Annotated in this window: 14 protein-coding genes; 11 read left to right on the forward strand and 3 right to left on the reverse strand. The window is 73.8% G+C overall.

Annotated features, from left to right (window positions below):
* Nucleotides 1-39: 39 nt before the first annotated feature.
* From ABD948_RS10285 to ABD948_RS10325, 9 genes are all read left to right on the forward strand, one after another.
* Nucleotides 40-810 carry an IclR family transcriptional regulator gene (locus ABD948_RS10285; protein ID WP_345265397.1) on the forward strand — a complete coding sequence of 257 codons (771 nt, stop codon included), beginning with the start codon at nt 40-42 and terminating at the stop codon, nt 808-810.
* An 87-nt stretch (nt 811-897) separates the two neighbouring features.
* On the forward strand, nt 898-1,662 hold the full coding sequence (locus tag ABD948_RS10290; RefSeq protein WP_345265399.1) for an IclR family transcriptional regulator: 765 nt from the start codon (nt 898-900) through the stop codon (nt 1,660-1,662).
* A 95-nt stretch (nt 1,663-1,757) separates the two neighbouring features.
* Entirely contained in the window at nt 1,758-2,747 is a 990-nt protein-coding gene (locus ABD948_RS10295; protein ID WP_345265401.1) for a PDR/VanB family oxidoreductase, read from the forward strand.
* A gap of 80 nt (nt 2,748-2,827) precedes the next feature.
* Nucleotides 2,828-4,039: a cytochrome P450 gene (locus tag ABD948_RS10300; RefSeq protein WP_345265403.1), complete on the forward strand. Its 1,212-nt coding sequence runs from the start codon at nt 2,828-2,830 to the stop codon at nt 4,037-4,039.
* Nucleotides 4,036-5,754: a thiamine pyrophosphate-binding protein gene (locus ABD948_RS10305; protein ID WP_345265405.1), complete on the forward strand. Its 1,719-nt coding sequence runs from the start codon at nt 4,036-4,038 to the stop codon at nt 5,752-5,754. Before ABD948_RS10300 ends, ABD948_RS10305 begins: the two co-directional genes overlap by 4 nt.
* Nucleotides 5,755-5,821: 67 nt before the next feature.
* Nucleotides 5,822-6,772: an ABC transporter substrate-binding protein gene (locus ABD948_RS10310; protein WP_345265407.1), complete on the forward strand. Its 951-nt coding sequence runs from the start codon at nt 5,822-5,824 to the stop codon at nt 6,770-6,772.
* A complete protein-coding gene (locus ABD948_RS10315) occupies nt 6,772-7,629 on the forward strand; it encodes an ABC transporter permease (RefSeq protein WP_345265409.1) in 858 nt (285 codons plus the stop codon). The genes ABD948_RS10310 and ABD948_RS10315 overlap by 1 nt, the downstream gene beginning before the upstream one ends.
* Nucleotides 7,626-8,540 (forward strand): ABC transporter permease, encoded by a 915-nt coding sequence (locus ABD948_RS10320; protein ID WP_345265411.1) that lies wholly within the window; start codon nt 7,626-7,628, stop codon nt 8,538-8,540. The genes ABD948_RS10315 and ABD948_RS10320 overlap by 4 nt, the downstream gene beginning before the upstream one ends.
* A gap of 2 nt (nt 8,541-8,542) precedes the next feature.
* A complete protein-coding gene (locus ABD948_RS10325) occupies nt 8,543-9,391 on the forward strand; it encodes an ABC transporter ATP-binding protein (protein ID WP_345265413.1) in 849 nt (282 codons plus the stop codon).
* A gap of 17 nt (nt 9,392-9,408) precedes the next feature.
* On the opposite strand, the gene ABD948_RS10330 is transcribed toward ABD948_RS10325, so the two are convergent.
* The 3 genes from ABD948_RS10330 to ABD948_RS10340 all read right to left on the reverse strand — a co-directional run bounded on the left by ABD948_RS10330 (nt 9,409) and on the right by ABD948_RS10340 (nt 12,856).
* Nucleotides 9,409-10,350: a hypothetical protein gene (locus ABD948_RS10330; protein ID WP_345265415.1), complete on the reverse strand. Its 942-nt coding sequence runs from the start codon at nt 10,348-10,350 to the stop codon at nt 9,409-9,411.
* 91 nt (nt 10,351-10,441) lie between these two features.
* Nucleotides 10,442-11,617, reverse strand: a complete 1,176-nt coding sequence (locus ABD948_RS10335) for a hypothetical protein (RefSeq protein WP_345265418.1) — start codon at nt 11,615-11,617, stop codon at nt 10,442-10,444.
* A gap of 27 nt (nt 11,618-11,644) precedes the next feature.
* Nucleotides 11,645-12,856, reverse strand: a complete 1,212-nt coding sequence (locus tag ABD948_RS10340) for a saccharopine dehydrogenase family protein (RefSeq protein ID WP_345265420.1) — start codon at nt 12,854-12,856, stop codon at nt 11,645-11,647.
* 117 nt (nt 12,857-12,973) lie between these two features.
* Here ABD948_RS10340 and ABD948_RS10345 point away from each other — a divergent pair, with 117 nt between their 5' ends.
* Nucleotides 12,974-13,516 (forward strand): SigE family RNA polymerase sigma factor, encoded by a 543-nt coding sequence (locus tag ABD948_RS10345; protein ID WP_345265422.1) that lies wholly within the window; start codon nt 12,974-12,976, stop codon nt 13,514-13,516.
* Nucleotides 13,509-15,584, forward strand: a complete 2,076-nt coding sequence (locus ABD948_RS10350) for a beta-propeller domain-containing protein (RefSeq protein ID WP_345265424.1) — start codon at nt 13,509-13,511, stop codon at nt 15,582-15,584. Before ABD948_RS10345 ends, ABD948_RS10350 begins: the two co-directional genes overlap by 8 nt.
* Nucleotides 15,585-15,590 lie beyond the last annotated feature (6 nt).

Below are 15,590 nucleotides of genomic sequence, written 5' to 3' on the forward strand. Positions count from 1 at the left end.
GCGGAAGCAGTGCTGGGCGTGGCGAGACAGGAGGAGCCGATGGCCGGCAACACCTCGGCCCATCGCAGCGCCGGGTCCGGCGTCGTCGAGCGCGTGCTCGCCCTGCTGTCGGCCTTCGACGAGCGACACCGCCGGCTCACCCTCACCGAGCTGGCGGGTCGGGCCGACCTGCCTGTCCCCACCACGCACCGGCTGGTCGGCCAGCTGGTGCAGGGGGGCGCGCTCGTCCGTCAGGCCGACGGCGCCTACGTGGTGGGGCGTCGCCTGTGGGACGTCGGCTTGCTGGCACCCGTGCAGACCGGGCTGCGCGAGGTCGCGGCGCCGTTCCTGGCCGACGTGCACGCGGCCACCCTCGCCACCGTGCACCTGGCCATCCGCGACGGGGACCGGGCGCTCTACCTGGACCGGCTCTCGGGCCGAGCCTCGGTGCCGGTGGTGAGCACGGTGGGGTCGCGGCTGCCACTGCACACCACCGGGGTGGGCAAGGTGCTGTTGGCGCACGCGCCGGGCGAGGTCCGCAAGGCCGCGCTCGCCACCCTGACGCGTGCCACGCCGCACACCATCACCCACCCCACCCGGCTGCAGGACCAGCTGCGCCGGGTGGTGCGCGAGGGCTACGCCACCACCGTGGAGGAGATGACCCTCGGCGCCTGCTCGGTCGCCGTGCCCGTGCGGCTGGGCGGTCTGGGCGAGGGGGACGTCGTGGCGGCGGTGGGCGCCGTCGTCCCGTCGCTGCGGCGCGACCGTGCCCGCCTGGTGACGGCGCTGCAGGTGGCCGCCCAGGGCATCGGCCGCTCCCTCGTGCGGTGACGGCGGGCGTCGCGCGCCGGAACCCCCGCATCGGTGCGATGCTGGGACGAGGACACACCAGGACACCAGGAGGCACCAGGAGGCCAGGTGGCGCGTTCCCCGTCGGGCGAGTCGGTCATCGAGCGCGTCGTGAGGATCCTGGAGTCCTTCGACCCCGAGATGCCGGCGCTGACCATCAGCGCCCTGGCTGCACGGGCGGACCTGACCACGTCGACGACGTCGCGCCTGGTCGACCAGATGGCCTCGCACGGGCTGCTGCGCCGTGACGACCAAGGGCGGGTGCGCGTGGGCATCCGCATGTGGGAGCTGGCCTCACGCGCCTCCCCCACCCTGGCGCTGCGCGAGGTGGCGATGCCGTTCATGGAGGACCTGCTGGCGATCGTCGGCCACCACACCCAGCTCGGCGTGCTCGACCAGCGTGAGGTGCTCTTCCTCGAGCGGCTCTCGGCGCGCAACGCGGTCATCAACATCACCAAGATCGCCGGACGCCTGCCGCTTCACGCCTCCTCGAGCGGCATCGTGCTCCTCGCGCACGCATCGCGCGCCCTGCAGGAGCAGGTGCTGGCCGCCCCGCTGCGCACCTACACCGAGCGCACGGTCCGGACTCCCGACGAGCTCCGCCGGATGCTGGCCGACGTACGCCGACAGGGCTACGCGGTGTGCCCCGGCTTCATCGACCCGGCGGCCACCGGCGTCGCCGTCCCGGTGCGCGACCCGGGCGGGCGGGTGATCGCCGGGTTGGCGATCGTCGTCCCGAGCGAGGGCGATCACGTCACCCCGCACCTCGGAGCCCTGCGCGCGGCCGCCCGGGGGTTGGAGAGAGCGCTGCGCGGACCCGTCGTGAGCAGCTGAGCCGGCCGGCGTGAGGTGACGCCGCCCACATCGCTCGACCCGTTCAATGGGATTGCGCTCGTGATCGGGGTCACCTGCCCCACATCCTTCGGGGCATGTCCAGCACCGCTCTCACCGACCGTCGCCACACGGCACCGACCCAGGGCGGCCAGGTCACGCTCGCCGTCGCGGAGAAGACCCTCGTGGCCGAGGGTGTGTGCCGGCTCCGGCTGGTGGACCCTGCCGGTCAGCGGGTGCCGGACTGGACCCCGGGAGCACACATCGACCTCGGTCTGCCCCACGGGCTGACCCGCCAGTACTCCCTGTGCGGCGACCGCTGGGACCCGTTCGCCTTCGAGATCGCCGTCCTGCGCGAGCCCGCGGGGTCTGGCGGGTCGGCCTTCGTGCACGACCGGTTGGGCGTCGGCGACCACGTCCAGGTCGGTGGCCCCCGCAACAACTTCCGGCTGGTACCGGCCGAGCACTACCTCTTCGTGGCCGGCGGCATCGGGATCACGCCGCTGCTGCCGATGCTCGAGCAGGCCTCGAGGCTCGACACGCCGTGGACGCTGCTCTACGGCGGGCGCCGCCGGGCCTCGATGGCGTTCCTCGACCGTCTCGCCGTCTGGGGGGACCGCGTGCTGGTCCGCCCCCAGGACACCCACGGCCTGCTCGACCTCGCCGGCGTCGTCGCCGGACGACCGCCCGGCACCAAGGTCTACTGCTGCGGACCCGGGCCCCTGTTGAGCGCTGTCGAGGAGGTGTGCACGGACCTGCCCGCCGGTCACCTGCGCACCGAGCGGTTCTCCGCGAAGGAGCAGCCGCGGCCGGCGCGCACCACCCCCTACGAGGTCGAGTTGGCACGCAGCGGCCGCGTGCTCGAGGTGCCGCCGACCGTGAGCGTGCTCGACGCCCTCGGCGAAGCGGGTGTCACCGTGCTCGCCTCCTGCCGGCAGGGCGTGTGCGGCACGTGTGAGACCGCCGTGCTCGCCGGCGACCCGGACCACCGCGACTCGCTGCTCGACGACGACGAGCGCCGGAGCGGCGCGACCTTCTTCCCCTGCGTCTCCCGGTCGGTCTCCGACCGGCTGGTCCTCGATCTCTGACCCACTCCCCGTCCTCCCGGTTCCCGCTGCAGAACGACCCGACTCGACCCGACCGGCACGACCATCACAGGAGCGCCACCATGACCCTGCACGCCCCCGCCCCCGCGACGGCGGTCCCCTCGCTGGATGTCGACCCGTTCAGCGATGAGGTGCTGGCCGATCCCCTTCCCTTCCACGAGCAGCTGCGCGAGAGCGGGCCCCTGGTCCGGCTCGAGCGCTACGACATCTTCGGCATGGGCCGCTACGAGGACGTGCACGCGGCTCTCGTGGACTGGCAGGGCTTCCAGTCCTCGGCCGGCGTCGGCCTGAGCAACTTCCGACGCGAGAAGCCGTGGCGGCCGCCGAGCCTGCTGCTGGAGACCGACCCGCCCCACCACGACGCTCCGCGTCACGTCCTCGAGCCCATCCTGGCGCCCCGCGCCCTGCGATCGTTGCGCGAGCAGTGGGCCGCGGCGGCCGAGACGTTCGTCGAGGAGCTGTTGCAGCGCTCCGAGGTCGACGCCGTGCGCGACATCGCCGAGACCTTCCCCCTGCGGGTCTTCCCGGACGCCGTCGGGCTGCCGGACGAAGGTCGCGAGCACCTCCTCCCCTACGGAGACCACCTGTTCAACGCCTTCGGACCCGACAACCACCTGGTCGAGAAGGGGAAGGCCCGCATCGGCGAGGTCGCTGCCTGGGTGGACGCACAGTGCCAGCGAGAGGTGCTCACGCCTGACGGATTCGGCGCGCAGATCTGGGCGGCGGCCGACCGCGGCGACATCACGCATGCGCAGGCACCGACCATCGTGAGATCGCTGCTCTCTGCAGGGGTCGACACCACGGTGCACGCGATCGCCGGAATCCTGAACGGCTTCGTGAGCTTCCCCGGCGAGTGGTCCGTGCTCCGCGCGGACCCCGACCGCGCCCGCGTCGCCTTCGACGAGGCGATCCGCTGGGAGTCCCCGGTCCAGACGTTCTTCCGCACCGCCACCCGGGACATCGCCGTCGCCGGCGGCGTGGTCCCCGAGGGCGACAAGATCCTGATGTTCCTCGGGTCCGCCAACCGCGACCCCCGCCGCTGGCAGGACCCCCACCGCTTCGACCTCGGCCGCGATCCTTCGGGCCACGTCGGCTTCGGCATGGGCATCCACCAGTGCGTCGGCCAGCACGTCGCGCGACTCGAGGCCGAGAGCCTGCTGCGCGTGCTGGCGCGACGCGTCGAGCGGATCGAGCTCGCCGGTGAGCCACGACGCCACCTCAACAACACCATGCGCGCCTGGGCGTCCCTGCCGGTCCGGTTGGTGGCCGCGTGAGCCCGGTGGGGGCCGGCCCGGCGGGAGCGGGCACCGAGACCGTCGCCCAGCAGGTCGGCCGGCTCCTCGCCGCGGAGGGGATCCGCCAGGTGTTCGGCGTCGTCGGCAGCGGCAACTTCGTCGTCACCAACGCGTTGCGCGCCCACGGCGCCTCCTACGTGGCTGCTCGTCACGAGACCGGTGCCACCGTGATGGCCGACGTCCACGCCCGCACCACCGGTGAGGTGGCCGCGGTCTCCCTGCACCAGGGCTGCGGGTACAGCAACGCCGTCACCGGGATCGCCGAGGCAGCCAAGAGCCACACGCCGCTGCTCGTGCTCACGGCCGAGACGCCCGCGAGCCAGCCGCTGGCCAACTTCGCCGTCGACCAGGCTGCGCTGGCGGGCGCGGTGGGCGCCGAGTTCGTCCGGCTCGACTCCACGGCCACCGCGGGCGCCGATGCCGTCAGGGCCTACCGCCGCGCGCGGGACGAGCGCCGCACAGTGGTGCTCAGCATGCCGCTCGACGTGCAGACCGCCATCGCGCCGACCCTCGCGCGAGGGACCCGCGCCACGACGCGCAGCCGGCCGTGCGCGACACCGGACGCCGTCACCGACCTCGCCACCCGGCTGGGTCACGCCCAGCGCCCGGTGTTCCTGTGCGGGCGAGGAGCCCGCGAGGCGGGCCCGGCCCTGCGCGAGCTCGCCCGGCGCACGGGTGCACTGCTGCTCACCAGCGCGGTCGCCCGGGGCCTCGTGGAGGACGATGCCTGGCACGTGGGGTGCATGGGTGGTTTCGGCACTCCCCTGAGCCAGGAGCTGGTCCGGGACTCGGACCTGCTCGTCGTGTGGGGTGCCAGCTTGAACCGGTGGACCTCCCTGGATGGAGCACTGCTCTCGAGGACCACCACGGTGCACGTCGACGACGTCGAGCACGCGATCGGTCTCCACCACCCCGTCGACGTCGGCATCGTCGGCGACGTCGACCGGACGGCCCGCGCGGTCCTCCACGAGATCGGCGACGTCGAGCACCAGGGGTACCGCGCCGAGGACGTGGCGCACCGGCTGAAGGCCGAGGGTCGCTGGCGTGACGTCCCGTACGAGGACAACAGCACCGAGACCACCGTCGATCCGCGCACGCTCACCTTCGCGCTCGACGACCTGCTGCCCGCCGAGCGCGCCGTGGTCACCGACGTCGGCAACTTCTCCGGCTGGCCGGCCATGTTCCTCTCGGTCCCCGACCCCGCCGGCTACTGCCTGCCGCTCGCCTTCCAGTGTGTTGGTCTCGGCCTGGCCGCGGGGGTCGGATCGGCTGTGGCGCAACCACACCGCGTCGTCGTCTGCGGCGTGGGCGACGGCGGCTTCCACATGGGCCTGGCGGAGCTCGAGACCGCGGTCCGGCTGCGGTTGCGCCTGCTCGTCGTGGTCTACGACGACCAGGCCTACGGCGCGGAGGTGCACCACTTCGCCGGCACGGCGCCCGGGGGCGCCGCCGGTGTGGACCTGGGGACCGTCACCTTCCCCCCGACCGACATCGCCGCCATCGCCCGTGGCCTCGGCGCGGCCGCCGTCACGGTGAAGAGCCTCGAGGACCTCGGCGCGATCGCCGACTGGCTGGACTCGGGCACGCCCGGACCGCTCGTGGCGCACGCCCGCATCTCTCCCACGCCGTCCTGGATGCTCGCCCACGCCTTCGCGGGCGAGACCGGTCGGGTTGGGACCTCAGCACCTGACTGACCACCACGACCTCCATGAACCCAGATGCCCCGACCGGCGCACGCCGGTCCGAGAAAGGACACCCCGCATGACGCTCCACCTCCGCCGCTCCGGCGCCCTGGCCACCTCGGCACTCGCCCTCACCCTCGCCCTCTCCGCCTGCGGTGGCGACGGCGACGCCGACGGCGGCTCCGCCGAGGCGATCCAGGTCGGCTACTTCCCGCTCGTGCACACCGCCACCGCCGTGGAGGCCGACGAGGCCGGGATCTTCGACGACGCCGGTCTCGACGTCGAGCTGGTCGCCACCGCGGGCGGCGCCCAGGCGATCCCCGGCCTGATGGCAGGGGACTACGACATCACCTACGCCAACTACACCTCGGCGATCCTGGGCGCCCAGCAGGGCCTTCCCCTGGTGTTCGTGGCCGGGAACGACGTGGGCGCCACCGACCACGGCATCTTCGTGGCGGCCGACTCGCCGATCCAGGAGGTCGCCGACCTCGAGGGAGCGACCTTCGCGGTCAACAACCTGCAGAACATCGGCACCGTCGCCATCAAGTCGCAGCTCGAGGACGCTGGCCTGGACGCCGACGCCGTCTCGCTCGTGGAGATGCCCTACCCCGACATGCAGGCGGCGCTCGACCGCGGCGACGTCGACGCCATCTGGCAGGTCGAGCCCTTCCAGGCCAGCGCGACCGCAGCGGGGTTGCGCAAGATCGCTGACCTATTCGCCGGCTCTGTGGAGGGCATGCCCGTCGCCGGCTGGATCACCACCCGGGAGTTCGCCGAGGAGAACGCGGACGCCGTCGAGGAGATCCGCACCGCGCTGGCCGACGCCGCCGAGCAGCTCGACGGCGACCGCGAGCGGCTGGTCGAGCTGGTACCCACCTACACCGAGGTCCCGGCCGAGGTCGTGGAGTCCGTCGAGCTGCCCAGCTGGGAGGCCGAGCTGGACGGCGAGGAGCTGCAGCGCACCGCTGACCTGATGCTCGAGTACGGCATCATCGACGAGGCCTTCGAGGTCGAGGCGATGATGCCGTGATGCCCGCTCCCGTCGGCAGCATGGAGGTGACCCCGAGCGCGCAACCGGAGTCGACGTCCGCGCCCGTGCCTACGCGGCCGGCGCGGCATCCCGTGCCCGGGATCGTCCTGGGCGGCCTCGGGCTAACCGGGTTCGTGCTCGTGCTCGAGCTGGTGCCGCGGGTCGGCGTCGTCGATGCGGCCTACCTGCCCCCGTTCAGCGAGATGGTCCAGGCCCTGGCGGCACAGGCCGGGGAGGCCGCCTTCTGGGAGGCGTTCCTCGCCACGGTGCGCGGTTGGGCGCTCGGCCTGTCGATCGCGATGGTCGGTGGCGTGGTCGCCGGGGTGGTGCTCGGCAGCTCGACCTTCCTGCGGGAGGCCACCGCCACCACGGTGGAGTTCCTCCGCCCCATCCCGTCGGTCGCGCTCATCCCCGTGGTGGTGCTGCTGTTCGGCAGCAGCATGACCTCGACGCTCCTGCTCGTCGTGTACGCCAGCTTCTGGCAGGTGCTGGTCCAGGTCGTCTACGGCGTGCAGGACATCGACCCCGTCGCCGCCGAGACCGCCCGCTCCTACCGCCTCAGCACCTGGCGCCGGATCCGCACGGTCGTGTGGCCCACGGTCATGCCGTACGCGGTGACCGGCTTCCGGCTGGCGGCGGCGGTGGCGCTGATCCTCGAGATCACGGGCGAGCTGATCATCGGCTCACCCGGGCTCGGCCGGATCATCGCGCTTGCGCAGTCGGCCGGTGCCGTGGAGACCATGTACGCGCTGGTGCTCGTCACCGGCCTGATCGGCGTGGCGGTCAACCTGCTCGCGCGCACGGTGGAGCGGCGCGCCCTCCACTGGCACCCCTCGGTCCGAGGAGCGACGTCGTGAGCGCCGGCACCAGCAGCGAGGTGAGCCGTCCCGACAGCGATGGCGCAGGAGTGCGGGCCGTGACGACGCCGGGGCCGGCACCCGACCGAGCACCCACCGCGGTGCCGGCCGGCCCACGTGGACACGGCGGGTTGCTCGGCGCGGGAGTCCGTCGCGTCCTGCTGGCGCTGACGCTCCCGGTCGCGCTGGTGGCCGCGTGGTGGCTCACCACCGCCGACTCGACCAGCTTCTACTGGCCGCCCCTGCGCGAGATCGTCACGGCGTTCGGCGAGACCTGGACCCGGGAGCGCCTGCTCGCCGACGTGCTGCCCAGCATCCTGCGGCTGCTCGCCGGACTGGCCATCGCGCTCGTCCTCGGCATCGCGGCGGGCCTGCTCATCGGCTCCTCGCGCACTCTCCGCGCCGTCCTGGAACCGCCGATGGAGCTGCTGCGGGCCATCCCGCCGCCGGTCCTCGTCCCGGTGATCATGCTGTTCGCGGGGATCGGGGACGGCATGAAGGTCGCCGTCATCGCCTCCGGGTGCGTGTGGCCGGTGCTCCTCAACACCGTCGAGGGTGTGCGCGGGGTCGACCCGGTGCTCCGGGAGACGGCGCGCAGCTACCGCCTCGGGCGCTGGCGCCTCGTACGCACCCTGCTGCTGCGCGCGGCCAGCCCGCAGATCATGGCCGGGGCGCGCCAGGCCCTGGCGATCGGGGTGATCCTGATGGTGATCAGCGAGATGTTCGCCGCTACCAACGGCCTGGGATTCACCATCGTGCAGTTCCAGCGCAGCTTCGCGATCCCCCAGATGTGGAGCGGCGTCATCCTCCTCGGACTGATCGGCGTCGCCCTCTCCCTCCTCTTCAAGCTCGTCGAACGTCGCGTCCTGGCCTGGTACCACGGCCTGCGCGCGGCCCAGCGAAAGGCGTGACCATGACCGCACACACCACCCTCGAGCCCGGCCGCGCCGAGTCCGGCGGCACGTACGCCCTCGACGTCGTGGGGATGGGCAAGACCTACACGGGCAGCGGCGCCGCCGTCGAGGCGGTGCGCGACCTGACCTTCTCGGTACGACCAGGCGAGCTGGTCTGCATCGTCGGCCCGTCGGGCTGCGGCAAGACCACATTGCTGCGCTGCATCGCCGGGCTGATGGAGCCCAGCGTCGGCGAGGTCGTGCTCGAGGGGCGGCGCGTGGCCGGCCCACCTGAGGGGATGGCGGTGGTCTTCCAGGAGTACGGCCGCAGCCTGTTCCCCTGGCTGACCGTCCGCCAGAACGTCGAGCTGCCGCTCAAGGACAAGTTGGGTGTCTCGGCGTCGCGCCGCCGCGAGCTCGTCACCGAGGCTCTCGAGGCCGTCGGTCTCGGGCACGCCGGAAGGCAGTATCCCTGGCAGCTCTCCGGAGGTATGCAGCAGCGTGTCGCGATCGCGCGCGCCGTCGCCTACGAGCCGCACGTGCTGCTGATGGACGAGCCCTTCGCCGCCGTCGACGCCCAGACTCGCGCCGATCTCGAGGACCTGGTGCGCTCGCTCTGGCACCGCCTCGGCGTCACCGTCCTCTTCGTGACCCACGACATCGACGAGTCGGTCTACCTCGGCCAGCGCGTGGTCATCCTGTCCAGCTCACCCACCGTCGTCCTCGAGGACGTCGTCATCGACCTGCCCGACGAGCGCGACCAGCTGACCACCAGGTCGGAGCCCAGGTTCGCCGAGCTGCGCACCCACGTGTACGAGCGCATCCAGGAGGCCAAACGAGGGCACCGACCCGCGGTGCACCAGCCCTGACGATTCCTACCGACGGCTCACCCCTGGCCGAGGGCGGCCTCCCGCACCGCCGCGGGCACGTCGACGCCCGCCTGCTCCACCACGACCCTCCACGCGTCACGGTTCAGGTCGTTCAGGGGCTCGCGGCTCCCGTCTGCGAGCAGCGGCGCCGGCAGCAGCGCCGGCAGCAGCGCCGGTGGGCTGGTGTCGTAGAGGACCTGGGCGACCTGCCGGTCGAGGTCCTCCGCCAGCTCGTCGAGCGGCGCACGGCAGGTGTCGACGTCGGGGTCGCCGGCGCACAGGTCGCGCACGAGCGCGCCGCGCACCCGGGCGGCCGGTCGAATCCACGTCTGGTCGGCAGCTGCGACGGCATCGCGCCAGCGGGACGCGGACAGGTCGCTGGCAGGGCGGAGGTCGCTGCTGAGCCCCTGCGCCACCAGGTCGTCGAACCGCTGGAGGAAGCCGAAGGCGTCCGCCCCGGTGGTGGCACCCGCCTTGCCCAGCACGTCCAGCACCTCCTCGACGTCGAGGTCCGCCGCCTCCGGTGTCTGGCTGCGCACGGCGGCGAGCACCCGCGGGGCAAGGACCGTCAGCTCCACCAGGACCCGCTCCGCCCCCGACTCCGACAGCGGCGCCTCGGCGGCCGAGACGCCGTCGAGCAGGTCGTCGGCGAGCGCGGGGTCGTCCCGCAGGGCCTGCGTGAGGCCCAGCTCGAGGTCGGACGCCGAGATCCCCTGCCCGTCGTCGGGTCGGGTCAGGATCCAGCCGATCCGCCCGGGACGATCCGAGGGCAGCGTCTCGGGTTCCTCCACGCCGGCGGGCACGGTGCCGTCGACCACGAAGGCGAGCGCGGCCGCGTCGTCACGGAACGACCCCAGGAACTCCTCCTCGGGATCGCCGCCGCAGCCCGCCACGGACACAGCGAGCAGGGCCAGCGCCGCCGGCAGGAACCGCCGTGCTGCTCGAGCTCGACCGGGCACGGCTCCTCCTGGGCGACGGGGCGGCCGTGGATGGCGGCCAGCAGCACCCTGCCCACCCTGCCCACCCGCAAACGAGGTGGGCAGGCTGGGCTCAGCGCCGACGACGCAGCGCCGCTCGCCACCTGCCGGGCGACGGCTCGTCCGGCGTCGACGTGTCGGGATCCTCGACCTCGACCCGACGCAGCCGTCGCTCGGCGGCGCGTCGCCGTCGCCTCTCCTCCTGCAGGCGCCCGCGGAGCTCGGCCACCTCGGCGTCGACGCCGGAGCCGCGGGGCAGGCGCTCGGCGAGGTGGACGGCGAGCCCGAGCGCGGCCCGCTCGTCGTCGCCGAGCGTCACCGACGCAGCAGTGTCGACGTCGGCGTCGGCCGCGGCGTCGAGCCCCGTGCCCAGCACCGGCCCACCGTGGAAGAAAGTGTCGTTGACCCAGGCGACGTGGGGCTCTGCGAGCTCGGCGATGCGCGCGGCCTCGGCGCGACCGGCGCGCAGCGGCACGTCGCCGACCAGCGGCTCGCCCTTGAGCAGCACGTTGCCCACCCCGCGGGCGCGGTCGACGTCGTCGATCGAGGCGTTGACCTCGCGCATCCAGGCGACCTCCCGCGCTCCGAGGGTCCGGTTGACCGGGGCGTCCTGGCGCGGCGGTGTCGCGGTCGGCACCCCAAGCACCTCGGCGAAGACGTGGCCGACGAGGTCGGCGCGGTGGGAGTCGTAGTGCAGCACGGTGAGCGACTCGGGGCCGAGGACCTCGCGGAGGGTAGTGAGGCGGGTCCGCCAGTCGGCGTACACGTGCCGGAACTGCTCAACCCACTGCGCCAGTGATCCGGCGTGACCGAGGCGTTGCACGTGCTGGCCGTAGGTCGAGACCGTCCACGGCACGGCGTCGCGCACCAGCACCAGCGCCTCCAGGCCGCATCCTCGCTCGGCCAGCAGCTCGCGCAGCGCGGTCGCCCGTTCTACAACGGCGTAGAAACAGGTTTCCGACGAGATCAGGACCCGGTCCGCCCCCGCTGGCGTCTGACCCAGCAGGTCGTCGAGCCAGGTGGCGACCTCGTCGCGACTGGGTTCGTCGCCGCCACGCAACCAGGGGGTCAGCGGCCCGGCGTTGCCCGCCGTCACCTTGCCGCGCAGCGCACGACGGTGCGCACCGCCCTCGGGATGGTGCACGCCCGCCGCCTCGAGGAGCCGCTCGTTCCGCGCGAAGGCGGCCTGCAGCGCCGAGGTGCCCGTCTTGGGCATGCCGGCGTGCAGCAGCAGGCGGCGCTCGACCACGGCTCGCGGCTCTGTCGGGATCTGCCGTCAGTCCGTGACGACGTCGAAGGCGATGCCCGCGGCCCGCAGCCGGCCGAGCAGGTTGTCGCCCATCGCCTGGGCGGTGGTCACCTGGCCGGCGGTGTGGGGGTTGTCGTCGAAAGCCAGGCACAGCGCCGACTCCGCCAGCATCTTCGCGGTCTCGCCGTAGCCGGGGTCGCCACCGGAGACGCGGGTGTGCACCGTCGTGGCGGTGCCGTTGACCTGGCCCTCGCCCACGAAGTCGACGGTGAACCAGCTCTTCTCACGCTTGGCGGCGTCGGGGCCCTGGCCCTGCGGCATCCGGTCGAGCAGCAGCTTGCGCAGCGGGCCGACCTGCGCGGCGAGGGTGAGGGCGCCGACGCCCATCGCGCCACCGGCGGCGTAGGGCAGCGTCTTGACGCCGGCGAAGTGGGAGTAGCGGAACTCGGGGCCGTAGAACGAGAGCGCGCGGCCGCTGCGGGCCACCACGAACGGGTCGAGGGTGGGCAGCGGAAGCAGCCAGTAGCCCAGGCGGCTGTCGCGGTGCGGCTTGCCCGCCACGGCCCGCGACGAGCGGCCGTCGGTGGCGCGACCCTCGGCCTTGCGCCGTTCCGAGGAGGCCTGGCGCATCTGGCGCGGACGCGACATCGCGGCCATCGCGGAGTGGAAGGTGCCGCCGGAGACCATGCCGCCGCCGCGGACGACACCGCGGACCGTGATCGGCCCGGTCGCGCCGAGCTGCTGCACGGTGAACATGGCGCCGAGGTCGTGCGGGATGGAGTCGAAGCCGCAGGCGTGCACGATCCGGGCCCCGCTGGCCGCGGCGGTGGCGTGGTGCGCGGTGTACATCCGGTCCACGAACTCGGGCTCGCCGGTCAGGTCGACGTAGTCGGTGCCGGCCTCGGCACAGGCCGCCACGAGCGGCTCGCCGTGGTGGAGGTAGGGCCCGACTGTGGTGACGACGACGCGCGCCTGCCGCGCGACGCCGAGCAGCGCCTCCCGGTCGGTGGCGTCGGCCACGAGCAGCGGCAGCTCGGCCAGGTCGCTCCTGCCCGGGTGCGCCTCGGCCAGGCGGGCGCGGACCTTCTCCAGCTTGCCCTGGTTGCGACCCACCAGCGCCCAGCGCAGGCCGGCCGGGCCGTGCTCGGCCAGGTAGTCGGCCGTCAGCCCCCCGGTGAAGCCGGTGGCACCGACGAGCACCAGGTCGTAGGGGCGGTCCGACGCGTCGCTGGCAGCCATGGGCGCCATGCTCCCAGACCGGCCAGATCGCAGGGAACCCGCCGCCGAGCGGTTGCGTCGTACGGCTGACGGCGTCGCACCCGCGGCGCCACGATGACGGCACGGTGAGGGGGCGGTGTGGAGCACGAGGCGGAGTTCGCGGCCTACGCCGACGGTGCCTGGGGCACGCTCGTGCGCTCCGCGGTGTTCCTGGGCTGCACGCTGGCCGACGCCGAGGACCTCGCGCAGACCACCCTGGTCAAGGCCTACGCGGCCTGGCCGCGGGTGCGTGCCGCCGACAACCGTGACGCCTACGTCTACCGCATGCTCGTCAACGCCCTGCGCGACAGCCACCGCCGTCCGTGGCGCCGCGAGCGCAGCACCGACCGGCTGCCCGAGGCGGCGGTGCCCGACGGCACGGCCGCCGTCGACACCGCCGACGCCGTGCACCGCGCCCTCGCCGGCCTCACCCGGGCGCACCGCGACGTCGTCGTGCTGCGCTACTTCGCGCAGCTCACCGAGGCGCAGACCGCGCTCGCCCTGGGCGTGCCCGCCGGCACCGTGAAGAGCCGCCTCTCCCGGGCGCTGGCCCAGCTCTCGACCGACCGCCACCTCACCGGGTCGCTGACCCGCTCCCCCGGGAGCCCGTCCGGCGAGGACGAAGGAGACCACCGTGACTGACCTCGAGGACCTCTGGGACGACCTGCCCGTCGGCCCCGCACCCGTGGACCGCATCCTGCGCGCCGGCCGCGCCGTCGCGCCCGCCTCCCGGGTCCCGGCGCGCCGCCCGGCTCCCCGCTGGCTGCGCCCCCTGGGCTCCGTGGGCGCGCTCGCCGCGCTGGGCGGGGCGTTCCTCGTGGGGGTGCAGGTGGCGCAGGGCCCCACCAGCCCGGGTGACGAGCCGCCCGCGGCCGGGTCCGGCTCGGGCTCGGGCTCGGGCTCGGGCGCCGAGCCCGCGGTCTTCTCCGGGCGCCTGGTGGCGGCCGGCTCCTGCGAGGCGCTGCTGCAGCACTACCGCGACCGCGGCGCCGAGATGGTCGGGCCCTACGGCTGGGAGCAGGGCGGCGGGTTCGACGACCTGCGCACCGCAGTGCCGGTGGAGGAGTCCGCCGACGCCATGAGCCTGAGCCGCGCGTACGGCGCCGCTCCCGTCACCCAGAGCGCCACCAGCAGCGAGACCGGCACCAACGTGCAGGAGGCCGGCGTCGACGAGCCCGACGTCGTCAAGACCGACGGCACCACGCTGTGGCGCGTGGACGGCGACGTGCTCACCGCCTCCGACGTGAGCGGCGAGCAGGTGGAGCAGCTGGCCGAGCTCGACCTCGGCGAGGCACCCGGCGTCGAGGACCTGACCGGCGTCGAGATCCTGCTGGCCGGTGACACGGTCGTCGCGCTCGGCCGGGTGGAGGAGGGTGTCCAGGAGCGCACGCTGGTGCTCACCATCGACGGCGCCGACCCCGCCGCTCCCGCCGTCCAGCACGTGCTCGACGTCGACTCCGGCCTGGTGACCGCCCGGCTGCACGGCGACGCGGTGCGGCTGGTGACCGCGGCGGGTCTGCCGGACCTGCCGTTCTCGGCCCCGGACTCCCGTGGCAGCTCGCGCAGCTTCACCGAGGCCGCCGAGCAGAACGAGGCGCTCGTGCGTGGGACGACGATCGACGACTGGCTGCCGACCGCCAGCCTGGACGGCGGAGAGCCGCGACGGCTGGCCGACTGCGGCGAGGTCGCGATCCCTCGCTCCGAGCTGGGCCTCGACACCGTGAGCGTGCTCGGCTTCGACGCCGCCGCGGCCGACTCGCTGGCCTCGCTGGCCGAGGTCGACGTCACCTCGCTGGCCGCGGCCACCACCATCGCCTACGCCTCGGCCGAGCACCTGTACCTCGCCGCGGCGACCCCCGAGTGGGGCTGGTGGGGCGAGTGCTGGGGCGACTGCGCGGCCCCCACGTCGCCGCCCGAGGCCGCCGGCCGCACCCAGCTGTTCGACTTCGCGCTCGCGGGCACCGGCGCCGACTACGTGGGGTCAGGCGAGGTCGACGGCCTGGTGGCCGACCGGTGGGCACTGGACGAGCAGGACGGCGTGCTGCGCCTCGCCGTGGGCGCGAGCTCGCGCACGGGGAACTTCAACTCGGTGCTGACCCTGCGCCGCGAGGGCGACGAGCTGGTCGAGGTCGGGCGCCTCGACCGCCTGGGGGTGAACGAGCAGATCGAGTCTGTGCGCTGGTTCGAGGGGCTGGCGATCGTCGTCACCTTCCGGCAGATCGACCCGCTCTACACCGTCGACCTCACCGACGCCGAGGCCCCGACGCTGCTCGGCGAGCTGAAGATCCCCGGGTTCTCGGAGTACCTGCACCCGCTGGGCAGCCGCCGGCTGATCGGCATCGGCCAGGGCCCGGTCGGCCCCCGCGGCGCGTGGGGCGCCCAGGCCGCGCTCTTCAAGGTGCGCGACCTGACCAGCCCGCGGCGGCTCGACGTCGTCGGCTACGCGCCGGGCACGCAGGCGCTCGCCGGCGCCGACCCCCGCCAGTTCACCTGGCTGCCCGAGCAGCGGGTGGCGCTCACGGTGGTCGCCCGCGGCTCGCGCGGTCGCACCGGCTGGGTCTCGGCGCTGCGCGTCGAGGACGGCTCGATGACCAACCAGATGGTGGTGGCCGAGTACGGCACCGACGTCGACGCCGTCCGCCTGGTGCCCCTGCCCGACGGCCGGGTGGTGCTCTCCACGCCGTCGGGGGGCTCGTTCTTCGCCGTGTGACCCGCC

It is taken from the genome of Nocardioides nanhaiensis (assembly GCF_039542785.1).
GTDB classification, from domain to species: domain Bacteria; phylum Actinomycetota; class Actinomycetes; order Propionibacteriales; family Nocardioidaceae; genus Nocardioides; species Nocardioides nanhaiensis.